The organism is Kitasatospora sp. HPM-01-4, assembly GCF_051374625.1.
GTDB lineage: Bacteria > Actinomycetota > Actinomycetes > Streptomycetales > Streptomycetaceae > Kitasatospora.
In genome coordinates this window covers 7934496-7958575 of record NZ_JBPQGP010000005.1, presented here as the reverse complement: position 1 = coordinate 7958575, position 24080 = coordinate 7934496, and the positions used below count along the sequence as shown (strand labels likewise).

Sequence of the window (24080 nt, the reverse complement as noted above, 5' to 3'; positions counted from 1 at the left end):
GCTTCAACGGGTGCGTACCTCCAGGGCGGGCCCCGCGATCAGGGCCGGGGTCGGTGAGTCGGGCCCGTCCTCGGGGCGGACCGGGCGGATCTGCCCGCGTTCCGGGACGAACCGTACGGTGGGGTCGGGCACCCCGGGCGCGTTGGCGAAGGAGACGAAGCGCCGCACCCGCTCCGGGTCGGCCAGGGTGGCCGCCCACTCGTCCTCGTAGGTGGCGACATGACGGGCCATCAGCTCGTCCAGTTCGGCGCAGATGCCCAGCGAGTCCTCCAGTACGACCGCGCGCAGGTGGTCCAGGCCGCCCTCCAGCCGGTCCAGCCAGGGGGCGGTGCGCTCGAGGCGGTCGGCGGTGCGGATGTAGAACATCAGGAAGCGGTCGACGGTGCGGATCAGGGCGGCCCGGTCCAGGCCGGTGGCGAGCAGGTCGGCGTGCCGGGGGTCATACCGCCGTTGCCGCCGACGTAGAGGTTCCAGCCCTCCGAGGTGGCGATGACCCCGAAGTCCTTGCTCCGCGCCTCCGCGCACTCCCGGGCGCAGCCGGAGACCGCCGACTTCAGCTTGTGCGGCGCACGCAGGCCCCGGTAGCGCAGCTCCAGTTCGATGGCCAGGGCCACCGAGTCCTGGACGCCGTAGCGGCACCACATCTCGCCGACGCAGGACTTCACGGTCCGCAGCGCCTTGCCGTAGGCGTGCCCGGACTCGAAGCCGGCTTCCACCAATCGGCGCCAGATCTCCGGCAGTTGGTCAACCGAGGCGCCGAAGAGGTCGATCCGCTGGCCGCCGGTGATCTTGGTGTAGAGGCCGAAGTCGCGGGCGATCTCCCCGATCGTGATCAGCCCGTCCGGGGTGATCTCGCCGCCGGGGATCCTGGGCACCACGGAGTACGAGCCGTTGCGCTGCAGGTTGGCGAGGAAGTGGTCGTTGGTGTCCTGGAGCGCGGCCTGTTCACCGTCCAGCACGTGTCCGCCGCCCGGGCCGGCCAGGATCGAGGCGACGGCGGGCTTGCAGGTGTCGCAGCCCTCGCCGCTGCCGTGCTCGTCGATGAGCCGGGAGAAGGAGGTGATCCCCTTGACCCGGATGATCTCGTACAGCTCGGCGCGGGTGTGGGCGAAGTGCTCGCACATCCCCCGGGCCCTCTCCACGCCGCCCGCCGCCAGCTCCTCGGCCACGATGGCGCCCAGCAGTTTCACGCAACTGCCGCAGCCGGTACCGGCCTTGGTGCACTTCTTGACCTCCGGAACGGTCGCGCAGCCCTGCCCGCTCACCGCCGCGCGGACGGCCCCCTTGCTGACGTTGTGGCAGGAGCAGACCACCGCCTCGTCGGGCAGCACGGGCTGGGCCGAGCCCGCGGCGGCGGGCAGCAGCAGGTCCTCGGCCGGGCCGGGCAGCGGACTCCGGCTGATCGCGAGCGGGCGGAGCGTGCCGTACGCCTCGGCGTCGCCGACCAGGACACCGCCGAGCAGCCGGCCGTCCGGGTCGACCACCAGCTTCTTGTAGACGCCCGCGCGGCTGTTGGCGTACAGCACCTCCAGAGCTCCTTCGGTGCTGCCGTGCGCGTCGCCGAAGCTCGCCACGTCCACACCGAGCAGCTTGAGTCTGGTGGAGGTGTCGGCTCCGGTGAACTCACCCGTACCGCCGGTCAGTTCGCGTGCCACCACCTCGGCCATCGCATAGCCGGGTGCGACCAGCCCGTAGACCCGGCCGTCGGCGGCCAGCGCGCACTCTCCGATCGCCCAGACGTCCGGATCGACGGTGCGGCAGTGCTCGTCCACCACGATGCCGCCGCGCTCGCCGACCGGCAGGCCGCACTCCCGGGCCAGCCGGTCGCGCGGCCGCACCCCGGCGGAGAAGACCACCAGGTCGACGTCGAGCACCGAGCCGTCGGAGAGTTCCATCCGGCGCACCCGGCCGTCCGGGCCGGCCTCGATCCGCTGAGTGCCCGCGCCGGTGTGGACGGCCACGCCGAGGTCCTCGATCCTGCGGCGCAGCACCTCTCCGCCGCCCTCGTCCACCTGGAGCGCCATCAGCCTCGGTGCGAACTCCACGACATGGGTCTCCAGCCCCATCGCCCGCAGCGCTCCCGCCGCCTCCAGACCGAGCAGTCCGCCGCCCACCACTGCGCCCACCCGGGCCCGCTCGGCGTCGGCGCGGATCGCCTCCAGGTCCTCGATGGTGCGGTAGACGTGGCAGCCGGCGGCGTCATGGCCGGGGACCGGCGGTACGAACGGGTAGGAGCCGGTGGCCAGCACCAGGGCGTCGTAGTCCAGTCGCCGTCCCGACCGGGTGGTGACGCTGCGGGTGGCGCGGTCGAGCGCCGTCGCCGGGTCGCCGAGGTGCAGGTCGATACCGTGTCGGCGGACGAACTCCGCCGAGCACAGGGAGAGTTCATCGGCCGAGGTGCCGGAGAACCAGGAGGTGAGGTGGACCCGGTCGTAGGCCGGCCGGGGCTCCTCGGCGAGCACCGTCACCCGCCATCCGGCCGTGGGCCGCTCGAACAGCGCTTCCAGGAAGCGCTGGCCGACCATGCCGTGGCCGACCAGTACCAGGTTCTTCTCCGTCCGACTCACGGGTTGGCTCCTCGGGTGGTGGTGAGCAGGGATAGGTGGTGGTGAGCAGGGATAGGGGGTCGAAGGGCAGCGGGTCGTCCCGCTCGAAGGCCCGGGTGAGTGCGCCGGCCGCGGCCAGGTCGCCCAGCAGGATTCCGCCGACCAGCCGGTCGCCGCGCAGCACGAGCTTCTTGTAGGAGCCCCGGATGGGGTCGGCCAGGCGCAGCACGTCCGTGCCGGGCAGGTCCTCCGCGGTCGAGCCGAAGGCCACGTACTCCAGCGGCCCCGTACTCAGCCGGGCCAGCGGGCGTGTACCGGTGTACCGGGCGCCCGGATCGGCGCCGGAGAGCCGGGCCGCCAGTGCGTCGGCCTGCTCGTAGGCGGGGCCCGCCAGTCCGTGGACGGTGCCGCGGTGTTCGGCGCAGTCGCCGATGGCGTGGACGCCGGGGACACCGGTGGCCAGCCGGTCGTCCACCACGATGCCGCCGCGGACCGGCAGACCGGCCGCCTGGGCCAGCCCGGTGCGCGGGCGCACCCCGCAGGCCAGCACCACCAGCTCCGCGTCCAGTACGTGTCCGCCCGCGAGCTCGACGCCGGTGACCCGTCGGTCACCGTGCAGCGCTCGGGCGCGGTTGCCGGGGTAGACCTCGACGCCGATCCTGGAGAGCCCGCGCCGCAGCGCGTCGCCCGCGCGCTCGTCGAGGTGGCGTTCGATCAGATGCGGCGCCTGATGGACGATCTCCACCGGGAGGCCGAGCGCGGCCAGCGCCCGGGCGGCGCTCACCCCGAGCACCCCGCCGCCGATCACCACCGCGCGCCCGGCGCACGGTGCGTCCTCCAGCAGCCGCCCGCAGTCGGCCAGGGTCCGCAGCGCGTGCACGCCCTCCTTCAGGCCCCCGGATCCGCCCGTCCCGCCGGAGGTGTGCAGGCCGCGCAGCGGGGGCAGCACCGGGTTCGCCCCGGTGGCGAGCACCAGGGTGTCGTACCCGGTCCGTCCGCCTCCGGCCAGCCGCAGGGTGCGCTCCCGCACATCGAGTCCGACCACCTCGCAGCCGGTGCGCAGCGCCACGCCCGGTTCGCCCGAGCCGCCGTACGGCAGGGCGATCGCCTCCGGGTCGTACCGGCCGCCGACCACCTCGGCCAGCAGGATCCGGTTGTAGGGGCCGCGCGGCTCGGCGCCGTACAGCGTCACTTCTCCGTCACCGCCCGCCTCGCGGTACTGCTGGGCGAATCTGGCGCCGGCCATGCCCGCTCCGACCACCGCGATCCGCTGCCCGCCCGTCCGACCGCTCCCCCGCCTCGCCCGGCGCGCCTGCCCGTTGGTCCGGTCGGCCGCCCGGGCCGGCCGTCCGCTCACCGGGTCCGCCCCTTCACTCCGGGGGCCCGCTCCACCCGGACGGCGCAGACCTTGAACTCCGGCATCCCCGACGTCGGGTCCAGCGCCGGGTTGGTCAGTGTGTTGGCCCGTCCGGCGCCGCCCCAGTGGAAGGGCATGAAGACCGTGTCGGGCCTGATGGTGTCGGTCACCCGGGCCGGGGCCAGTGCCCGGCCGCGCCGGCTGGTGATCACCAGCGGGTCGCCGTCGGCCACCTGGAGGCGCTCGGCCAGCCGCGGGTGCAGCTCCACGAACGGTCCGGGCGCGGCCCGGTTGAGTGCGGGCACCCGGCGGGTCTGCGCGCCGCTCTGGTACTGCGCCACCACCCGGCCGGTGGTCAGGTGGAGCGGGTAGTCGGCGTCCGGTTCCTCCGCCGCCGGCCGGTAGGAGACCGGTACGAAGCGCGCCCGGCCGTCCGGTGTGGCGAAGCGGTCCAGGAAGAGCCGCGGTGTGCCGGGGTGGTCCTCGGCCGGGCAGGGCCAGAACACGCCGTCCTCCGCCCGGATCCGGTGGTAGCTGATCCCCGCGTAGTCGGCCGGTCCGCCCGCCGTGGCCCGCCGCAGCTCCTCGAAGACCTCCTCGGGCCCGCTCGGGAAGCCGTGCTCCACGCCCAGGCGGGCGGCCAGCTCGCTCAGCACCTCCAGGTCCGTCCGGACGCCGGCCGGTGGCCGGAGCGCGGCCTGGCGAAGGATCACCCGTCCCTCCAGGTTGGTCAGCGTTCCGGTCTCCTCGGCCCACTGCGCGGCGGGCAGCACCACATCGGCGAGCTGCGCCGTCTCGGAGAGCACCACATCGCTCACCGCCAGGAAGTCCAGCGCGCGCAGCCGCCGGGTGGTGTGGGCGGCCCTCGGCGCGGAGACCACGGGGTTGGAGCCCATCAGCAGCAGCGCCCGGACCCCGCCCTCCGTCCCCAGGCAGTCCAGCAGTTCGTACGCCGAACGGCCGGGGCCCGGCAGCTCGTCCGGGGCGACACCCCACACCCCGGCCAGGTGCGCCCGCGCGGCCGGGTCCTCGATGGAACGGTAGCCGGGCAGCTGGTCGGCCTTCTGTCCGTGCTCGCGGCCGCCCTGGCCGTTGCCCTGCCCGGTCAGGCAGCCGTAGCCGGAACCGGGCCGGCCGGCCTTGCCCAGCGCCAGGCACAGGTTGATCCAGGCTCCGACGGTGTCCGTCCCCTTGCTCTGCTGCTCGGGACCGCGCGCGGTGAGCACCATGCCGGTGGCGGCGTCCGCGAACAGCTCCAGCGCGGCCCGCAGCCGGGCCACCGGTACACCGGTGATCCGCTCGACCCGCTCCGGCCAGTGCGCCATCGCCGCCGCCCGCGCCTGCTCGAAGCCCGAGGTACGGGCGGCCACGAACTCCCGGTCCACCCGGCCGTCCGCGACCGCCAGGTGCAGCAGGCCGAGGGCGAGCGCGAGATCGGTGCCCGGTACCGGTTGCAGGTGCAGGTCGGCGTGGTCGGCGGTGCGGGTGCGGCGGGGATCGACGACGACCAACCTGCCGCCGTTCTCCTTGAGTTCGAGGAAGTAGCGCAGTGCGGGCGGCATGGTCTCGGCCGGGTTGGCGCCCACCAGGATCACGCAGCCGGTCCGGGCGATGTCCGCGACCGGGAAGGGCAGGCCTCGGTCGAGACCGAAGGCGATCCGGTGCGCGGCCGCCGCCGAGGACATGCAGAACCGGCCGTTGTAGTCGATGTTCGGGGTGCGCAGCACCACCCGGGCGAACTTGCCCAGCAGATAGGCCTTCTCATTGGTCAGACCACCCCCGCCGAAGACCCCGACCGCCGACCGACCGTAGCGCTCGGCAGCGGCCGCCAGACCGGCCGCGACCCGCTCCAGGGCCTCGGGCCAGGACGCCTCGCGCAGTCCGCCGGCCCGATGGTCGCGGACCAGCGGCGCGGTGAGCCGGGCCCCCGGATCGAGCACGGCGGCGGCCGTCCGGCCCTTGCCGCAGAGCGCTCCCCGGTTCACCGGGAAGCCCGGGCGCTCCAGTACCTCGGCCGCTCCCCCGCCCGGCGGTACCTCAATGCGCATTCCGCACTGCAGGGCGCAGTAGGGGCAGTGGGTGTCGGTCCTCGTCATGGCACCGAGACTCGGGCAGCGCGGTTTCGCCCACGGGTCACGGGTGTTGCGGAGGCGGTACGGCCGCCTCATCCCGTCCCGGGGTCCAGGGTGACCCGGTGGAAATCCTCCGTAACATCCGGCGGACCCGTGCTAACGGACGCGTGATCACGGTGCAATCGCACCGAAACAACTCCGGCGCAGCCTGCACGTCATGAGTACCACCCAGCCTTCGGGCACCCTGATCGGTCTCACCGTCGCAGTCACCGCCACCCGACGGCGTGAGGAACTCGTCGCGCTGCTGGAACGCCGGGGAGCGCGGGTGGTCGAGGCCCCGACGATGCGGATCGTCCCGCTCGGCGACGACCGCGCGCTGCGCCGCGCCACCGAGCAGTGCCTGAGCGGCCCGCTCGACTACGTCGTCGCCACCACCGGAGTCGGCTGGCGCGGCTGGATGAGCGCCGCCGACGGCTGGGGCCACGGCCTGCGGCTCGCCGAGGCCTGCCGTCAGGCCGTGGTGCTCACCCGGGGCCCCAAGGCGACCGGTGCCGTCCGGGCCGGCGGCCTCGGCGAGACGTTCTCGCCGCCGTCCGAGGTCTGCGAGGACCTGCTCGGCTGGCTGCTCGCCCGTGATCTGCGCGGACGCCGGATCGCCGTCCAGGAACACGGCGCGCCGCTGGACGGCTTCACCGCGGCGCTGCGCGAGCGCGGCGCCGAGGTGATCTCGGTGCCGGTCTACCGCTGGGGCCCGCCCGAAGACCCGGCCGCCGTCCGCAGGCTCCTCGAACAGATCGTCCGGCACGAGGTGCACGCCCTGACCTTCACCAGCGCTCCGGCCATCGACGCCTTCCTGGCGGCCGCGCGGAGCCTCGGGCTGCGGGAGGAGGTCCTCGCCCGCCTGCGTGACGACGTCCTGCCGGTCTGCGTCGGGCCCACCTGTGCCCGCCCGCTGGAGGCGCTCGCCGTCCCCGTGCTCTGCCCGGAACGCGGCCGGCTCGGGGCCATGGTCCGCACCCTCGCCGAGGCGCTGCCCGCCCGCCACCGCCGCGAACTGCGGGCCGGAGAGCACCACTTGGTGCTGCAGGGCACCATGGTCGTGATCGACGACGGCCCGCCGGTCCGGTTGCCGCCGCTGCTCGCCACCCTGCTGCGCGCGCTGGCCGAACACCCCGGATGGGTCCTCAGCCGTGCCGAACTCCTGCGCCGCGCCTGGGCCGCCGGCCAGCGGGACGAGCACGTGGTGGAGGTGGCGATCGCCCGGCTGCGCGGCGCGCTCGGCGACCACGGGGGAATCGTACGGACGGTGCCCCGACGCGGGTACGGCCTGGTGACCGCCTCGTGAGCGGCTCCGGGGCGCGTTCCGCCCGGCCGACGCCTGCTCTTGCGGGGTACCCGTCGGCCCACCGGAGCCCGCCGGGCGGCGGGCTGCCGCCCGGTGTGCCCTCCCCCACCCTGCTCGCCGTCGCCCACGGCACCCGCGACCCGGCCGGGGCCGCCGTCTACCGGAGGCTGCTCGCCCGGGTGCGGGCCCTGCGGCCGGGGCTCCGGGCGGAACTCGCCCACCTGGATCTGGTCGGCCCCTCGCTCGAGGAGGCGCTGGCCGGTCTGCGGGGGCGGGTCGTGCTGGTCCCGCTGCTGCTCGGGACGGGGTACCACGTCCGTGTCGACATTCCGGCGGTCCTCGCCGCCGCGCCGCGGGCCGAGGTCTCGATCGCCCCTGCGCTGGGGCCGGATCCGCTGCTGGCCGCAGCACTCCGCGACCGCCTCGCCGAGGCGGGCTGGGACTGTGACCGGCCTTCCGTAGCCGCGCGACCCGACTGCCGGGCCCCACGCGCGGTCGTCCTCGCGGGGGCCGGTTCCGGTGACCGGGCGGCCAACGCCGGCACGGCCCGCATGGCGCGGCTGCTGCAGGAGCGGCTGGGCGTCCCGGTGGCCGCCGCCTATCTGAGCGCCGCCGCACCGACCCCGGCCGAGGCCGTGGCGGCCTTCCGCGCCCGGGGGCATCGTCACGTGGCCGTCGCCGGCTACCTGTTGGCCCCCGGCTTCTTCACCCGGCGCGCCGCGCGGGCCGGCGGCTGCCTGACCTCCGCGCCGCTGGGCCCGCACGAGGCCGTCGCCCGCCTCGTCCTTCACCGCTACGACCAGGCACTCACCCGCTGAACCGCCCCGGGGGAGCGCTCCCGGCCGGGGAGCGTGCGGCGCCGTCGTACCGCCGGCGCGACCGTCCTGTCCCGGTCCGGCCGCACCGGCGGAATTCTGGGCTGCCCCCGCCGACGGCCGTGCGGCACCGACGGGGGCAGGTCGGGGGGAGACGGGACCGGCCGGTCCTACTCGCCGAGCGCCGCGCGGGCGTCGACGAAGGCCGCGACGGTGCGCTCGACGTCCTCGGTGGAGTGGGCGGCCGAGAGCTGGACCCGGATCCGGGCCTGGCCGTGCGGGACGACCGGGTAGGAGAACCCGATCACGTACACGCCGCGCTCCAGCAGGAGTTCGGCCAGCCGGCCCGCCTTGGCGGCGTCACCGATCATGACCGGAGCGATGGGGTGCTCGCCAGGCAGGATCTCGAAGCCCGCCTCGGTCATCTTCGTCCGGAACAGCTTGGTGTTGGCGGCCAGCCGCTCGCGCAGGTCACCCGACTGCTCCAGCAGGTCGAGCACGGTGAGCGAGGCGGCGGCGATCACCGGGGCGAGCGAGTTGGAGAACAGGTACGGCCGCGAGCGCTGGCGCAGCAGCGCGACGATCTCGCGGCGCGCGGCGACGTAGCCGCCGGAGGCGCCGCCGAGGGCCTTGCCGAGGGTGCCGGTGATGATGTCCACCCGGTCCATCACGCCGTGCAGTTCGGGGGTGCCGCGTCCGCTGGGCCCGACGAAGCCGACGGCGTGCGAGTCGTCGACCATGACCATGGCGCCGTAGCGGTCGGCGAGGTCGCAGATCTCGCGCAGCGGGGCGATGTAGCCGTCCATCGAGAACACGCCGTCGGTGACGATCAGGCGGCGGCGGGCGTCCTGGGTGGCCTTGAGCTGGGTCTCCAGGTCGGCCAGGTCGCGGTTGGCGTAGCGGTGCCGGCGGGCCTTGGACAGCCGGATGCCGTCGATGATGCTGGCGTGGTTGAGCGCGTCGGAGATGACCGCGTCACGCTCGTCGAGCAGGGTCTCGAAGACGCCGCCGTTGGCGTCGAAGCAGGAGGAGTACAGGATGGTGTCCTCCTGGCCGAGGAAGGCCGAGAGCCGCTCCTCCAGCTGCTTGTGGACGTCCTGGGTGCCGCAGATGAAGCGCACCGAGGCCATGCCGTAGCCCCAGCGGTCCAGCGCGTCCTTGGCGGCCGCGATGACCGAGGGGTGGTCGGCGAGGCCGAGGTAGTTGTTGGCGCAGAAGTTGAGCACCTCTCCGGGGCGTCCGCCGCCGGTGACGGTGACGGCGGCGCTCTGCGGGCTGCCGATCACGCGCTCGGGCTTGAAGAGGCCGGCCTCGCGGATCTCGTCCAGGGTGGCGGCGATGTCCTCGCGGACGTTGTCGAACACGATGTCTCCTAACAGGCTGTCAGACCGGAGCGGGTTGTCGGCTCTCAGACGGTCCAGTCGAGAATGACCTTGCCACAGTTGCCACTTGCCGCCTCGTCGAAGGCGGTCTCGAAGTCGGCGGCGGGGTAGCGGCCGGTGATCACCGGACTGAGGTCGAGGCCGCCCTCCAGCAGGACGGACATCGCGTACCAGGTCTCGAACATCTCGCGGCCGTAGATGCCCTTGATGGTGATCATCGAGGTGACGATCCGCGCCCAGTCCACCGCGAAGTCGTCGGCGGGCAGGCCGAGCATGGCGATCTTCCCGCCGTGGGTCATGTTGGCGATCATCGACTGCATCGCCTCGGGGCGGCCGGACATCTCCAGGCCCACGTCGAAGCCCTCGCGCAGGCCGAGCTGCTGCTGGCCCTCCTCGATGGTGTGCTTCGAGACGTCCAGCGCCAGCGTGACCCCGATCTTGCGGGCCAGGTCGAGGCGGTACGGGGAGACGTCGGTGATCACCACATGGCGGGCGCCGGCGTGCTTGGCGACGGCGGCGGCCATGATGCCGATCGGGCCCGCACCGGTGATCAGCACGTCCTCGCCGATCAGCGGGAAGGAGAGCGCGGTGTGCACGGCGTTGCCGAACGGGTCGAAGATCGCGGCGACGTCCAGGTCGACCGGCACCCGGTGCACCCAGACGTTGGAGGCGGGCAGCGCCACGTACTCGGCGAAGGCACCGTCACGGCCGACGCCCAGGCCCACCGTGTTGCGGCACAGGTGGCGGCGCCCGGCCAGGCAGTTGCGGCACTTGCCGCAGACCAGGTGGCCCTCACCGCTGACCAGGTCGCCCACGTTGACGTCGGTGACCGCCGAGCCGACCTCGGCGACCTCGCCGACGAACTCGTGGCCCAGTGTCAGCGGGGTGTCGATGGTCTGCTGGGCCCAGCCGTCCCACTTGCGGATGTGCAGATCGGTGCCGCAGATACCGGTGCGCAGCACCTTGATCAGCACATCGGACGGGCCGATCTCCGGCATGGGGACGTCCATCAGCCAGAGTCCGGGCTCGGCCTTCTGCTTGACGAGTGCCTTCACGGCAAGGGCTCCTGACACACGGTGGAACGGACCTGCCGGAGGGGACAGGCCGAGGGCTGCCCGGCGTGCGGCCGCTGCCGGGCCGGGCAGAGTGAAATCTGCCTGGTCAGCCGGGGTGCGGTCCATCGAGGAATTCTTAAGGGCCGCCACAGCTGGGCTTCACGATCCTGCCCGAGCTGTGCCTCACGGCCCCCGGCGGCCCGCCGCGCACCACCCGTTCGGCCCAGACTGCGTCACCTCCGGGCCCCTGGATCCGGCCGTACACGGGCCCGGCGTACGGCCGTGGCACGTAAAATCTTGTCCGTGGCTTGTCAGTCCTCTTCTGGGACGCGCCCTCGCCGAACTACTTTCGTCGTCTGTGACAGTCCGTCGATCCCGTTCGTTCGCCGTCATCACCACGCTCCTCGCCGCCCTCACCGTGGCGCTGCTCGGCCCCTCGGCCGCGCGAGCGAGCACCGCCGGCCCGGTCCACCACCGCGCCAGCCAACCCGTCTACTCCTACACCGACGCCGTCCGGGAGACGGTCTGGGTCGACACCGGGCTGGACGGTGACGGCGACGGCCGCACCGACCGGGTCGCCGCCGACATCATCCGGCCCCGCGAACCCGCCGCGGCCGGTGTGAGGATCCCGGTCATCATGGACGCGAGCCCGTACTACTCCTGCTGCGGCCGCGGCAACGAGTCCCAGGTCAAGACATACGACTCGCAGGGCCACCCGGTCCAGTTCCCGCTCTTCTACGACAACTACTTCGTCCCGCGCGGCTACGCCGTGGTGCTGGTCGACCTGGCCGGGACCAACCGCTCCGACGGCTGCGTGGACGTCGGCGGACCGTCCGACATCGCCTCGGCCAAGGCGGTGATCGACTGGCTGAACGGCCGGGCCGACGGGTACACCGACCGGACCGGCACCACCACCGTCCAGCCGACCTGGGCGAACGGGTCGGTCGGCATGATCGGCAAGTCCTGGGACGGCACCATCGCCAACGGGGTCGCCGCGACCGGGGTGGAGGGGCTGAAGACCATCGTCCCGATCTCGTCGATCAGCTCCTGGTACGACTACTACCGCTCGGACGGCGCCCCGCTCTACAGCGGCACCCCCGCCGATCTGGCCGGCCTGGTGGAGAACTCCACGGCCACCGCCGACTGCTCCGCCGTGCAGAACCGGCTGGCCGCCGGGGCACCCGCCAACGGCAACTGGACGTCGATGTGGCAGCAGCGCGACTACGTCGCCTCGGCGTCCCGGGTCCGGGCGAGCGTCTTCGTGGTGCACGGGCTGCAGGACCTGAACGTCCGTGACATCAACTTCTCCCAGTGGTGGACGGCGCTGGCCCGAAACGGCGTCGAACGGAAGATCTGGCTGTCGCAGACCGGCCATGTCGACCCCTTCGACTACCGGCGCCCGGTGTGGGTGGACACCCTGCACGACTGGTTCGACCACTACCTGCTGGGGGTGGACAACGGCATCCAGAACGGTCCGGTCGCCGATGTCGAGCGGGCGCCCGACCGGTGGACCCAGGACGCGGCCTGGCCCGCACCGGGAACGGTGACCAGCACGCTCCACCTGACGCCCGGCGCCCTCACCACGGGCACCGGAAGCGGCACCGCCGCCTTCACCGACGACCCCTCACAGGGCGAGGCGAACTGGGCGGCCGACGCCGACCTCACCACCCCCGACAAGACGGCCTTCACCACCGGCTCCCTCACCCGGGACCTGCGGATGTCCGGTGGCGGCTCGATCACGCTGTCCGTCCGGCCGTCCACCCGCAGCGCCCGGCTGAGCGCGGTGCTGGTGGACCTCGGGCCGGCGACCATCCGCAACTACCAGGGAGCGGGTGAGGGCATCACCACCCTGGGCACCCGTTCCTGCTGGGGTGAGAGCACCCCGGGCGACAGCGCCTGCTTCCTGGACACCGCGGCCGACACCGCGCAGGTCGACTACACGGTCTTCAGCCGGGGCTGGGCCGACCTCGGGCACTACGCGGGGCTGAACCGGAGCATCTCGCTCACCCCCGGAAGGACGTACTCGATCACCTTCGACCTGGCCGGCACCGACCACGTCGTACCGGCCGGACACCGGCTGGCCCTGATCGTGGCCGGCACGGACAACGGGCTGATCGACCCGCCCTCCACCACACCCACCGTCACGGTCGACCTGGCGCACTCCTTCCTCCGGCTTCCGCTGGTGGGCGGCGCGGGCCAACTGCCGGGTACGGAGCGGCAACTCGACGCCCGGGTGCTGAGCGGGCTGCCCGCCGGACAGCCCGGCACCGTCGCCCGGCCGGAGAGCTTCCGCTGAACCTGCCCGCGTGCCGGTCTGCCGTTGACCGGCCGGCGCCGGACTGTCGCTGACCGGTCAGCGCCGATCTGTCACTGACCGGTCAGTCCAGCTCGTACTCGAAGGTGTAGGGGACCGACTGCTCGCCGTGCCGGAAGACGAAGCCGCCGGTCCCTCGCAGCCCGGCCAGCTCCCCGGTGCCGGAGCCGGGGACCACCTCGAAGGTGCAGCGGGTGCCTCCGGCGTCGAAGGAACCGCGCTCCTCGACGGCGAAGGTGCCCTCGCGGCCGTCGAGGCTGCCGGTCAGGAGTTCCATCCCGGCGTAGGTACCGGTCGTCTCGGTGACGTACGCGATGGCGTACTCGCAGACCGTGTCGGCGGCCTCGACGCCACCGGTGAAGGCGTTGGTGACGCTGGCACGGGCGAGCCGCGGGTACTCCTCGGCCGGGCCGACGGGGCTTTCCTTCCAGTCGGCGAAGGTGAACCGGCCGGTGATCCGGGTGGGCATGGGCGTCCTCTCGATCGACCGCGACCTCTTGTCCGCGCGGTGTGTGACCAGCCTGTCCGCCGTACCTGACATCTCCTGTCAGGTACGGGGGGACGCCTGGGAACTCCACAGGTCGGGCGGAGCGGAAACCGCGGACATCAGGCACAACGGGCACAGCAGCCGCAGCAGGCACAGCGGACAATGGCCCGATGCGCGCCGACCGGCTACTCTCCCTGCTCCTGCTGCTCCAGAACCGCGGGCGGATGACCGCGCCCGAGCTCGCCGAGGAGCTGGAGGTCTCGATCCGTACCGTCTACCGGGACATCGAGGCGCTCGGCGCCTCGGGCGTCCCGGTCTGCGCAGACCGCGGGCCGGCCGGCGGCTACCGGCTGCTGGAGGGGTACCGGACGAGGCTGACCGGGCTCACCGACGCCGAGGCCGGATCGCTCTTCCTCGCCGGAGTGCCGGGCCCGGCAAGGGACTTGGGCCTCGGTGCGGTGCTGGCCACCGCCCAGCTGAAACTGCGGGCCGCGCTCCCGTCCGGTCCCGCCGACCACGCCCTGCGCATCCAGGAGCGGTTCCACCTGGACGCCCCGGGCTGGTTCCGGGACGCCGAGCCGGTACCGCGACTGGCAGCGGTCGCCCAGGCGGTGTGGGAGCAGCGGGTGCTGCGGACCCACTACCGGCGGTGGAGCGGCGAGGTGCACCGGGAGCTGCAACCGCTCGGCCTCGTCCTCAAGGGCGGGATCTGGTACCTGGTGGCCCGGGCGGCCGGAACCGTCCGGACCTACCGGGTGTCCCGGTTCCTGGCGGTGGACGCGACGGCTGAGTCCTTCGAGCGCCCGGCCGGGTTCGACCTCGGCGACTACTGGACCCGGTCCTCCCGGCGGCTGGAGGACGCGCGCTACCAGGGCACCGCGCTGCTGCGCCTCTCGCCGCGGGCGCAGCGGCTGCTGCCCGCGCAGTTCGGTGCGGTGGGTGCACGGGCCCTGGAGCAGGCCGGGCCCCCGGACCGGGACGGCTGGGTGCGGGTCGAACTGCCGGTCGAGACCGAGGCTGTCGCGGTCTGCGACCTGCTCAGGCTCGGTGCCGAGGCGGAGGTCCTCGGCCCGCCCGAGCTCCGGGAGGCGGTCGCCCGTACGGTGGCGGAGCTGGCCCGCCGGTACGGGGGCGGTCCGGTGTCCGGCGTCGGCGAGGGAGCGCCCGGGCCGGACCGGGGGGACCGCCCGGCTCAGGGGTGCAGCAGTTCCGTGAGGTTGTAGGAGACCGGTTCCTCCAGCTGGTCATAGGTGCAGTCGACCGGCTCGCGGTCGGGGCGCCAGCGGCGGAACTGGGTGGTGTGGCGGAAGCGGGTGCCTTCCATGTGGTCGTAGGCGACCTCGCAGACGCGCTCGGGGCGGAGCGGCACCCAGGAGAGGTCCTTGGTGCCGGTCCAGCGGCTGACCGCGCCGGGGAGGCGGGAGGACGCCTGCGCGGCCTCATCGGTCCAGGCGGCCCAGGGGTGTCCGGCGATGTCGTCCATCCGCAACGACTGGAGCTCCTCGGCGAGTTGGGCCCGGCGGGCCGCCGAGAAGGCCGCGCTGACGCCCACGTGCTGGAGGTGTCCGGTGGAGTCGTAGAGTCCCAGCAGCAGCGAACCGACCACCGGGCCGCTCTTGTGTTCGCGGTAGCCGGCCAGCACGCAGTCGGCGGTGCGCTGGTGCTTCACCTTGAACATGGTGCGCTGGCCCGGACGGTACGGCTGGTCCAGCGGCTTGGCGACGACACCGTCCAGCCCGGCGCCCTCGAACTGGGAGAACCAGTCGCGGGCCCGGCCCAGGTCGGTGGTGGCCGGGGCGATGTGGACCGGCGGCCGGGCCCGGTCGAGTGCCGTGAGCAGGGCTGCGCGCCGCTCGGCGAGCGGGAGTTCTACCAGCGCCTCGGTACCCAGCGCGAGCAGGTCGAAGGCGACGAAGGACGCCGGAGTGCGCTCGGCCAGGGTGCGGACCCGGCTGGCCGCCGGGTGGATCCGTTCCAACAGCTCCTCGAAGTGCAGCCGGCCGTCGTGGGCGATCACGATCTCGCCGTCCACCACACAGCGTTCGGGCAGGTCGGTGCTGAACGCGACGACCAGCTCGGGGAAGTAGCGGGTGAGCGTCTTGGCGGTCCGGCTGCCGATCTCGACCTTCTCACCGTCCCGGAAGACGATGGCCCTGAAGCCGTCCCACTTCGCCTCGTACTGCATACCGGCCGGGATCTCGTCCACCGCCTTCGCGAGCATCGGCGAGACCGGAGGCATCACGGGAAGGTCCATGCTCCGATAGTGGCGGGCCGGTTGCCCGCCCGCGTGCCGGACACGGCGGGCGGAGCCCGCTCGGCCTAGCGTGGGCCCATGGCTGGAACGGCACGAGCGGTGGAACTGGAAGTGGACGGCCGGACGGTGCGGCTGTCCAACCCCGACAAGGTCTACTATCCGGAGCGCGGCTTCACCAAGCTGGACGTGGCCAGGTACTACCTGGCGGTCGCGCCCGGCGTGCTGCGCGGACTGCGCGACCGGCCGACCACACTCCAACGCTTCCCGGACGGTATCGAGGGCGAGTTCTTCTACCAGAAGCGCGCCCCGAAGAACGTGCCCGACTGGCTGCCGACCGCACGGATCGCCTTTCCCAGCGGGCGTACGGCGGACGAGATCTGCCCGACCGAAGAGGCCGCCGTGCTCTGGGCCGCGAACCTGGGCTGTCTGACCTTCCATCCGTGGCCGGTCCGCCGTACCGACACCGAGCACCCGGACGAGCTGCGGATCGACCTCGACCCCCAGCCCGGAACCGACTTCCGCGACGCCGTCCGGGCGGCCCACGAACTGCGCGGCCTGCTGGACGAACACGGCCTGCGCGGATGGCCCAAGACCTCCGGCGGACGCGGGCTCCATGTGTACGTCCCCGTGGAGCCGCGCTGGAGCTTCACCGACTGCCGGCACGCGGTGATCGCCCTCGGGCGGGAGCTCGAACGCCGGCTGCCCGGCCGGGTCACCACCGCGTGGTGGAAGGAAGAGCGCGGCGAGCGCATCTTCGTCGACTACAACCAGATGGCCCGCGATCGCACCATCGCCTCCCCCTACTCGCTCCGTGCCCGGCCGGAGGCCACCGCCTCGGCCCCGCTGCGCTGGGAGGAACTGGACGAGGTCACGCCGACCGACTTCGACCTACGGACCCTGCCCGAGCGGTTCGCCGAACTGGGCGATCTGCACGCCGACCTGGACGATCACGCGTTCTCACTGGAGTCACTGCTCGAACTGTCGGCCAGACAGTCCCGTGACGAGGGCCTCGGCGATCTGCCCTACCCGCCGGACCACCCGAAGATGCCCGGTGAGCCGGCTCGCGTCCAGCCGAGCCGGGCGCGTAAGCGCGAGCACTAGTTGTTCTGACCCGTGAGGTTGGGGACGCGGCTGGCGGGTGGTTTGCCTGCGAGTGCGGTGTGTCCGCGGTGGTGATTGTAGGTGTGGAGCCAGGCGGGGTAGGCGTCGCGGCGTTCCTGTTCGGTGCGGTAGGGCCTGGCGTAGGCCCATTCGTCGAGCAGGGTGCGATTGAAGCGTTCGACCTTGCCGTTGGTCTGGGGCCGGTAGGGCCGGGTTCGCTTGTGCGTGATGCCTTCGGCCGCGAGGGCATCGCGCCAGGTCCGGGAGCGGTAGCAGGAGCCGTTGTCGGTCAGCACGCGCTGGACGGTGATCCCTGCCCGGGCGAAGAACTCGCTTGCCCGGGCCCAGAAGGCGGTGGCGGTCTCCTTGCGTTCGTCGGGCAGGATCTCGCTGTAGGCCAGGCGGGAGTGGTCGTCGACGGCGTTGTGCAGGTAGCTGTAGCCGGCTTTGGAGCGGTTGTTGCGGCCGGCCTCACGGCCCAGGATCTTGTGGCCGCCGCCGTCGGGGATGTTGCCGAGCTTCTTGATGTCGACGTGGACCAACTCGCCTGGCGCGCTGTGCTCGTAGCGCCGCACCACGCGGCCGGTCGCGCGGTCCAGGTGGGCCAGGCGGGCGAGCCTGTAGCGGGTGAGGACGCGGTGCACGGTGGCTGGGTTGAGCTTCAGCAGGTAGGCGATGCGGGCCGGGCCCCAGCGGCGCAGGACGCGGACCTTGATGATCCGCCGCTCGGTGCGCGACGGGGTCCGCCGAGGGCTGCGGTGCGGGCGGCTGGAGAGGTCGCTCATACCGGCCTCGCCGAGCATGCGGTAGCGGTCCGCCCAGCGCTTGGCCGTGGTGGGCGAGACCTGGAAGCGCTCGGCGGCCCGCCGCAACGGCCAGCCGTCGTCGACTACGCAGCGGGCCAGGCGCAGGCGTCCGGTCTCGGTCAGCGGTGCGTTACGGTGTGGCATGAGGGCCTTTCTGGCTGAGGTGCAGATGTCGCAATCCACACCGAGCCAGAAGGCCCTCACTCATTTCAAGATCACCACGCCGTGAGCCCTGTCACCAACCTCCGTGGTCAGTACAACTAGTGCCGTATCAGGCAACGTTCGCCCTGCCGGAGGCCCTGCCTGTCCATGGCTTCGGCCGCTGGTGATAATCGTCCGATGAGCGCCATCGAACGCCCTTTGCCGCCCCTGAACGCCGACGAGCGCACCACGCTCGAAAGCTGGCTTGACTTCCACCGCGCCACCCTCGCCATGAAGTGCGAGGGCCTGGACGATGAGCAAGCCATCGTCGCGTCCGTGCCACCGTCCGGCTTCACATTGACCGGCCTCGTCCAGCACATGGCGGAGGTGGAGCGGAACTGGTTCCGCCGAGTGTTCGCCGGAGAACAGGCCCTGCCCATCTACGACCCGCGGGCCGACCCTTCTGGCCCCGACGGCGGCTTCGAACTGGCCGAGGGCGCCACACTGCACGACGCTCTGGCCACCTGGCACGCGGAGATCGCCCATGCCCGCGAGCTCTGCGCCGCCCGTGCCCTGACCGACACCGGCCGTTTCATGGAGCAGGACGTCAACCTCCGCTGGATCTACGTCCACATGATCGAGGAGTACGCCCGCCACAACGGCCACGCCGACCTGCTTCGGGAGCGCATCGACGGCACCACTGGTGTATGACACCAGATCAGTTAGGGTCCGACCTATTGTGAGGTGATGCGCCGCCGGGTTCCGTGCCGGGCGGCGCGTCGTGTCAGGGTGCTTGGGTGGCTGAACGTGTGCGCGTGCGCGAGATCGATGACGATGAGGGACAGCGGCTGCTGCGGATCATCCGCAGGGGCACCGGGTCGGTGGTGACCTGGCGGCGGGCCCAGATGGTTCTGCTGTCGGCTCAGGGTATGCCCGTGGCGAAGATCGCCGAGGTGACCTTCACCAGCGCGGACCGGATCCGGGACGTGATCCACGACTTCAACGTCGACGGCTTCGCGGCGCTCTACCCGAAGTACAAGGGTGGTCGGCCGAGGACCTTCACCCTTCCCGAGCGCCGCGAGATCAAGAAGACCGCCAAGTCCAAGCCGGCCGAGCACGGCCTGCCGTTCTCGACCTGGAGCCTGGCCAAGCTGGCCGACTTCCTGGTCGCCGAGGGGGTGGTCGACGACATCAGCCACGAGGGCCTTCGGGTCCTGCTCCGCGAGGAGGGCGTCTCCTTTCAACGCGTGAAGACCTGGAAGACCTCGAAGGATCCCGACTACGAAGCGAAGAAGGCCCGCGTCGAGCACCTCTACGCGATCGCCGACGGCGAGGTCATACCCGAGGAGGGCGAGCCCGAAGTCATTTTCTGTCTGGACGAGTTCGGCCCGCTCAACCTCCAGCCACACCCTGGCCGGCAGTGGGCCGAGCGCGGCGGCAAGGGTAAGGATCCCGACCGCGAGCCGCGGCCGAGGCGGCGGGCTACCTACACCCGCCCGCACGGGGTGAGGCACCTGTTCGCCGCCTATGACCTTGCCAAGGACAAGCTCTACGGCCACATCAAGAAGACCAAGAACCGCTCCAAGTTCCTGGAGTTCTGCCGGTACCTACGCAGCCTGTACCCGGCCGACGTGCGGATCGCGATCATCTGCGACAACTACTCCCCGCACCTGACCACCAAGCGCTGCCGCCGGGTGGCGAAGTGGGCCGAAGCGAACAACGTCGAAATCGCCTACACCCCCACCAACTCCTCATGGCTGAACCGCATCGAGGCCCAGTTCACCGCCCTGCGCTACTTCACCCTCGACGGCACAGACCACGCCAGCCACAAGGAGCAGGGCAGCATGATCCGCCGCTACATCATCTGGCGGAACAAGCACGCCACCGACGAACGCCTACGCAAGATCGTCAACAGGGCGAACGTTGCCTGATGCGGCACTAGTGCTTCCGGTCGGTGACCGGCAGAGCTCGGATCTGCGAGCCACGGCAACCGGGGCGGCGGACCGGTGACGGTCGGGGCAACGGACCGGCGGCAACCGGCCCACGGCACCCGGACCGACGGACACCTGACCCATGGACCGACGGCGCCCCGGTGGACGGACCGAGAGCCCTCGGGTCGGCGGACCGTGGAACTCAGATCAGATCGACGCGCGGGTCGATGACCCAGTGATTGCAGCGCGTCATGGCGCCACGCACATCGATCTCCTTTTCGCCGACCGGACGGAAGCCGAGCGAGCGGCAGACCCCGTTCGACGGGCCGTTGGTCACCGCCGGGTAGGCATGGACGAGCCCCCAGCGGTCCGCCTCCTCACGGGCCAGTTCGAGCAGCATCCGCTCGGCCTGTCTGGCGATCCCGCGCCCCTGGAACTCCGGCAGCACCATCCAGCCGGTTTCGGAGATCCGGGCACCGTCCCCCTCGTGGGACCAGAGGGTCACCGAGCCCGCCACCTGCTCCGGCCTGCTCTCGTCCGGCACGATCATCTTGATCCATGCTCCTTCCTCCTCCACCAGCCTGATGTCTCGCTGGACCTTCTCGGGTATCCACTCCCGGTCCTGCGGGCCGCCGAGATCAGCCATCATCACCGGGTCGCACCGCATCCGCACATACGCGTCGACATCACCGAGCTGAACATCCCGAAGCAACATCCCGGCCTCGCCCCTCGCAGCGTCACCGCCCTACCCCCGAAGCGCCGATCGGATATCTGGCGGATCGTCAACTTTTCTTTCCGGAGCCATGTTGCCGTAACCTGATCAGGTCTTGCCGCCGTCCAGCTGAGTCGCGACGCCCGACTGAGCCACCCCGTCCGGCAGACGTCTCCGCAGGTCGTAGGGTGATGGCATGTTGGAAAAGATCTTGGCCAAGGCCGCCGGTGGGATGTTCCCGCCCGCCGACGGGTCGGTAACAGTGGTTCCGCAGCCGAACGAGCGCGAAGAGGGCGTGATTGCGTTCAGCGCCCATGCGGTGGTGTTCACGCAGGAGGACCCGGAGTGGGTCCGGAAGGCGATCGCCATCGCCCCTGCCGATCCGCTGGCCGCGCCGATGTCGCCGTTCTTCCTGAGCGAATTCGCCGAGCGGACCGGCCGTGCGATGAACACCATCGATCTGCTGACCGTGGCCGACCGGCTGCCTGGCGAACCACCCATCCCCGTACAGCCGATCGAGGACCGTGAGCATCCGCGCATCGCCCGCGCGCTGCTCTTCCGTGACGATGTCAGGGCCTGGTCCGTGCCGGGTGGGGTGCTGGTGCTCGGGCGGGGAGTGGCCGGCCGCTGGGAGGTGGCGGTCGAAGTCGATCCGCAGGCTCGGGGACGCGGGCTCGGCCGGGCGCTCGCGGTGGCGGCGCGGCACCTGCTGCCGGAGGGCGAGCACCTCTGGTCGCAGCAGACGCCGGGCAATGTCACCAGCGTCCGCGCCTTCCAGGCCGCCGGGTACCGGCCTGTCGGCTCTGAAGCCCTGCTGGTACACCACCTGGGCTGAGCCTCCTCGCAGGATGGTGGTGCCGCCGGGACTGGATGCGGACCTGGTCATGACGTGACCTCGCGGGAAAGGAGCGGAATTCACGAAGTGGCGGGCCGCAGGACGCAGCTCCAGGGCTTCAACTCGCCGACAAAGCTGATGAGTTGATGATCGCGACTGACTCCCCTACGGGATGAAGGTGCCCGGCGAGGAGGCGGGCCGGTCGAACAGGCCGCTGTCGCGCTGCTTCAACCAGCGGTCGAAGAAGGCCGCGAGATAGGTCTGTTGAGCGGTCAGCACCGGGCCCGGCGGCGCCCAGCCGATCTGTGCTTGGACCGCGTCGGCGGACATCCCGGTCTGCTGGGCGATCTGCGGCATCAGCTGCTCGGCATCGGTGTAGGAGCCGTGCGTGGTACCGCGGAGGTGCAGATCGCGGTGCCAGCCGGGGGTGTTGTCCCAGAACGCCTCCCAGGCGCGGACGGTGTAGTGATCGCTGCGCTGACTTCCCATCAGCAGGAACGGTCGGTCGAGCCCGTCCACCGCGACCGGGGCGAGGTTGGGGCCGCCGTCGTCCTGGTTGTTACCCAGGATGCCGTCCATGTTGACGCCGGCCTTGATCCGCTTGTCGTCGTGCATGGTCTCGGCGGCCGTGTAGCCGCCGGCCGATTGGCCGAACATGCCGATACGGTGCAGGTCGGCGAGCTTGGCCACGTCCGGTGGCAGGACACCGGACGTGGCCAGCTGGTCGAGCACGAAGCGGGTGTCCGCGACCCGGGTGTCCAGCAGCTTCTGGCCCAGCGCCGGTATCCCCCCGTCCTTGATCGTCTTCTGGACGAAATCGTCGGTGAGGACCGTGGTGCGCACCGAGCCGTCCGGGAAGCGGACGGCCGGCGATTCATAGGTGTGGTCGATGGTCACCACCACATAGCCCCGGCTCGCGAGATCCTCGACCAGGGTGGTGTCCCAGGACCTCGGATCCCCCGCGCCCGGGGAGTAGAGCACCACCGGCACCGGCCCGCCCCGGGTGTCGGCCGGTGCGCCCCGGTGTGCGTGGGTCAGTGTGGCGCCCCAGTCCACCGTGCCGACCGGGACGCCGTAGTTCCGGCTGCCCGTGAACGTGTCGAAGGCCGCGGCCACCCCCGGGTCGAGCTGCGGGACCGGTGGGTAGTGGTCCGCCTGGACGGCGGGATAGACCACGCTGACCATCAGCTCGCGGTGCGGGACCGTGCTCACCCAGGGGTCGGGCCGCGAGGTGTCGACCAAGTGCAGGGAGACCGAACCGAGTTCGTGTGGCCCGGTGGGCCGGGGCAGGGTGAGTCGCGCCCGCTCGCCGGCGGGCTGACCGGCCGGCTGACCGGCGACGGGCCGGACGGCGACGCCTTGCCGCTCAGCGGGGGCCCGCTGAGCGGTGGGCTGGAGCCCGGGCAGCCGATGGGTGGCGACGGCGGCCGACGCGTCGGCGAGGGCGGCCGGCGCGGCCAGCGAGAGGACCAGGGCGGAGGGCAGGATCAGCTTTCGGATCATGGCATCCAGTCTGCTGAGCAGCCGCCAGCCGATCGATAGTGCAGCCTCCACTGTTTCAGGTACGGTCTGCACCACCCCCTGCCCTGCACCTGGCTACAGGCCGCACCCGGAAGACCTGCCCCGGTCACGCCGTTCGTACGGGCCGGAGCTACCCCCGGACGGGTGCCGTCGCGCTCACGATGTCGACCGCCCTGGTGATCTGTACGTCCGTCAGGTCACCACGAGCCGTCAGGCGGAGCCGGGAGATGCCGTCCGGGACGGACGGAGGGCGGAAGCAGCCGACCGCGAGACCGGCGGCGCGGCAGTCGGCGGCCCACTGGACGGCCGCCTCCGGCCCCGGGGCGTGGACCGAGACGACGGCGGCGTCCGGCGTGCTCGCCCGCAGACCGGCGGCGGTGAGCCGGTCCGCCAGGGTGCGGGCGACCTCGCGGGCGCGGCCGGCGCGCTCCGGTTCGGCGCGCAGCAGCCGCAGTGCGCCGAGCGCGGCGCCGACGGCCGCGGGGGCGAGGCCGGTGTCGAAGATGAAGGTGCGGGCGGTCTCGGTGAGATGTCTGATGACCCTCCGGGGACCGAGCACGGCACCGCCCTGGGAACCGAGCGACTTGGAGAGGGTGACCGTGGCGACCACGTCGGGCTGCCCGGCGAGGCCGGCGGCGGCCGGAGCTCCGCTGCCGCCGGGGCCGAGCACGCCGAGCCCGTGTGCGTCGTCCACCAGCAGCGCGGCACCGTGCGCACGAGTGGCGGCGGCCAGTCCGGCGAGCGGGGCCGCGTTGCCGTCCACCGAGAAGACGGAGTCGCTGACCACCAGCGCACGGCGATGCGTACGGGTGGCGAGCACCTCGGCGACGGCTGCCGGGTCGCTGTGCGGGGCGCGGTGGACGTCACTGCGGGAGAGTCGGCAACCGTCGATCAGCGAGGCGTGGTTGTACGCGTCGGAGACGATCAGCGTGTCCGGATCGGTGAGCGCGGTGAGCGCGGCGAGGTTGGCCGCGTACCCGGAGGAGAACACCAGCGCCGCCTCGAAGCCGCAGAACTCGGCCAGTTCCCGCTCCAGTTCGGTGTGCAGCGCGGTGGTACCCGTGACCAGGCGGGAGCCGGTGGCGCCGCCACCCCAGCGCAGCGCGGCGTCGGCGGCGGCCCGGGTGACGGCGGGGTGGTGGACCAGACCGAGGTAGTCGTTGCTCGCCAGGTCCAGTACCGGATCCTCGGCCGGACGGCTGCGCAGCGTACGGGTCAACCCGGCGCGGGCGCGGAGCTCGGCCGCCTCGTCGAGCCAGTCGAAGACGGCGTCCGGGGCGAGGACCTGCTGCTCTGGAACGAAGGGTGTGACCATGGTCCGCACTCTGTCATCCCTGGTGGCGGGCGGGCAATGTGCGTCGCCGCACATGCGCGGGCCCGGCGGCGCGGCCACCCGATCGGGTACC

At 72.2% G+C, this 24080-nt stretch carries 17 protein-coding genes and 2 pseudogenes; 8 read left to right on the top strand and 11 right to left on the bottom strand.

Going from position 1 to position 24080, the window contains the following annotated elements:
- Window positions 1–3: 3 nt before the first annotated feature.
- From nirB to ACSMTC_RS34370, 3 genes and pseudogenes are all read right to left on the bottom strand, one after another.
- A pseudogene (gene nirB / locus ACSMTC_RS34380) lies at window positions 4–2525 on the bottom strand (nitrite reductase large subunit NirB).
- 79 nt (window positions 2526–2604) lie between these two features.
- A pseudogene (locus ACSMTC_RS34375) lies at window positions 2605–3792 on the bottom strand (NAD(P)/FAD-dependent oxidoreductase); the annotation flags it as partial.
- Window positions 3793–3899: 107 nt separating this feature from the next.
- Entirely contained in the window at window positions 3900–5999 is a 2100-nt protein-coding gene (locus ACSMTC_RS34370) for a molybdopterin oxidoreductase family protein (RefSeq protein ID WP_436563649.1), read from the bottom strand.
- Between the two features lie 193 nt (window positions 6000–6192).
- On the opposite strand from ACSMTC_RS34370, the gene ACSMTC_RS34365 reads away from it, so the two are divergent.
- Entirely contained in the window at window positions 6193–7320 is a 1128-nt protein-coding gene (locus tag ACSMTC_RS34365; protein WP_436563648.1) for a uroporphyrinogen-III synthase, read from the top strand.
- A 95-nt stretch (window positions 7321–7415) separates the two neighbouring features.
- Window positions 7416–8138, top strand: coding sequence for a sirohydrochlorin chelatase (locus tag ACSMTC_RS34360; protein WP_436563647.1), 723 nt, complete (start codon window positions 7416–7418; stop codon window positions 8136–8138).
- A 167-nt stretch (window positions 8139–8305) separates the two neighbouring features.
- Here the strand turns inward: ACSMTC_RS34360 and ACSMTC_RS34355 are convergent, their stop codons facing one another.
- Together ACSMTC_RS34355 and tdh are read right to left on the bottom strand one after the other, a co-directional pair.
- Window positions 8306–9499, bottom strand: coding sequence for a glycine C-acetyltransferase (locus ACSMTC_RS34355; RefSeq protein ID WP_436563646.1), 1194 nt, complete (start codon window positions 9497–9499; stop codon window positions 8306–8308).
- Between the two features lie 44 nt (window positions 9500–9543).
- A complete protein-coding gene (gene tdh / locus ACSMTC_RS34350; protein ID WP_436563645.1) occupies window positions 9544–10572 on the bottom strand; it encodes an L-threonine 3-dehydrogenase in 1029 nt (342 codons plus the stop codon).
- A 358-nt stretch (window positions 10573–10930) separates the two neighbouring features.
- On the opposite strand from tdh, the gene ACSMTC_RS34345 reads away from it, so the two are divergent.
- Complete coding sequence (locus ACSMTC_RS34345) at window positions 10931–12868, top strand: Xaa-Pro dipeptidyl-peptidase (RefSeq protein WP_436563644.1); 1938 nt, start codon at window positions 10931–10933, stop codon at window positions 12866–12868.
- 82 nt (window positions 12869–12950) lie between these two features.
- Here ACSMTC_RS34345 and ACSMTC_RS34340 read toward each other — a convergent pair whose 3' ends face one another.
- Window positions 12951–13355 (bottom strand): DUF3224 domain-containing protein, encoded by a 405-nt coding sequence (locus ACSMTC_RS34340; protein WP_436563643.1) that lies wholly within the window; start codon window positions 13353–13355, stop codon window positions 12951–12953.
- 188 nt (window positions 13356–13543) lie between these two features.
- On the opposite strand from ACSMTC_RS34340, the gene ACSMTC_RS34335 reads away from it, so the two are divergent.
- On the top strand, window positions 13544–14596 hold the full coding sequence (locus tag ACSMTC_RS34335; RefSeq protein WP_436563642.1) for a helix-turn-helix transcriptional regulator: 1053 nt from the start codon (window positions 13544–13546) through the stop codon (window positions 14594–14596).
- Here the strand turns inward: ACSMTC_RS34335 and ACSMTC_RS34330 are convergent.
- The gene (locus ACSMTC_RS34330; RefSeq protein WP_436563641.1) at window positions 14566–15627 is read right to left on the bottom strand and encodes an ATP-dependent DNA ligase; all 1062 of its coding nucleotides are present in this window, start codon (window positions 15625–15627) and stop codon (window positions 14566–14568) included. The genes ACSMTC_RS34335 and ACSMTC_RS34330 overlap by 31 nt on opposite strands.
- Window positions 15628–15705: 78 nt before the next feature.
- Between ACSMTC_RS34330 and ligD the strand changes: the two genes are divergently transcribed.
- Complete coding sequence (ligD, locus tag ACSMTC_RS34325) at window positions 15706–16728, top strand: non-homologous end-joining DNA ligase (RefSeq protein WP_436563640.1); 1023 nt, start codon at window positions 15706–15708, stop codon at window positions 16726–16728.
- On the opposite strand, the gene ACSMTC_RS34320 is transcribed toward ligD, so the two are convergent.
- Window positions 16725–17678 carry an IS481 family transposase gene (locus tag ACSMTC_RS34320; protein WP_436561805.1) on the bottom strand — a complete coding sequence of 318 codons (954 nt, stop codon included), beginning with the start codon at window positions 17676–17678 and terminating at the stop codon, window positions 16725–16727. The two genes, ligD and ACSMTC_RS34320, sit on opposite strands and share 4 nt — an antisense overlap.
- 195 nt (window positions 17679–17873) lie before the next feature.
- Between ACSMTC_RS34320 and ACSMTC_RS34315 the strand changes: the two genes are divergently transcribed.
- On the top strand, window positions 17874–18386 hold the full coding sequence (locus tag ACSMTC_RS34315) for a DinB family protein (RefSeq protein ID WP_436559289.1): 513 nt from the start codon (window positions 17874–17876) through the stop codon (window positions 18384–18386).
- An 86-nt stretch (window positions 18387–18472) separates the two neighbouring features.
- Window positions 18473–19606, top strand: coding sequence for an IS630 family transposase (locus ACSMTC_RS34310; RefSeq protein ID WP_436559288.1), 1134 nt, complete (start codon window positions 18473–18475; stop codon window positions 19604–19606).
- A 202-nt stretch (window positions 19607–19808) separates the two neighbouring features.
- Here the strand turns inward: ACSMTC_RS34310 and ACSMTC_RS34305 are convergent, their stop codons facing one another.
- Entirely contained in the window at window positions 19809–20321 is a 513-nt protein-coding gene (locus tag ACSMTC_RS34305; RefSeq protein WP_436563639.1) for a GNAT family N-acetyltransferase, read from the bottom strand.
- A gap of 193 nt (window positions 20322–20514) precedes the next feature.
- Here ACSMTC_RS34305 and ACSMTC_RS34300 point away from each other — a divergent pair, with 193 nt between their 5' ends.
- Window positions 20515–21153, top strand: a complete 639-nt coding sequence (locus ACSMTC_RS34300) for a GNAT family N-acetyltransferase (RefSeq protein ID WP_436563638.1) — start codon at window positions 20515–20517, stop codon at window positions 21151–21153.
- A 165-nt stretch (window positions 21154–21318) separates the two neighbouring features.
- Here the strand turns inward: ACSMTC_RS34300 and ACSMTC_RS34295 are convergent, their stop codons facing one another.
- Window positions 21319–22656 carry an alpha/beta hydrolase family protein gene (locus ACSMTC_RS34295; protein ID WP_436563637.1) on the bottom strand — a complete coding sequence of 446 codons (1338 nt, stop codon included), beginning with the start codon at window positions 22654–22656 and terminating at the stop codon, window positions 21319–21321.
- 148 nt (window positions 22657–22804) lie between these two features.
- A complete protein-coding gene (locus tag ACSMTC_RS34290; protein WP_436563636.1) occupies window positions 22805–23989 on the bottom strand; it encodes an 8-amino-7-oxononanoate synthase in 1185 nt (394 codons plus the stop codon).
- Between the last annotated feature and the right edge of the window lie 91 nt (window positions 23990–24080).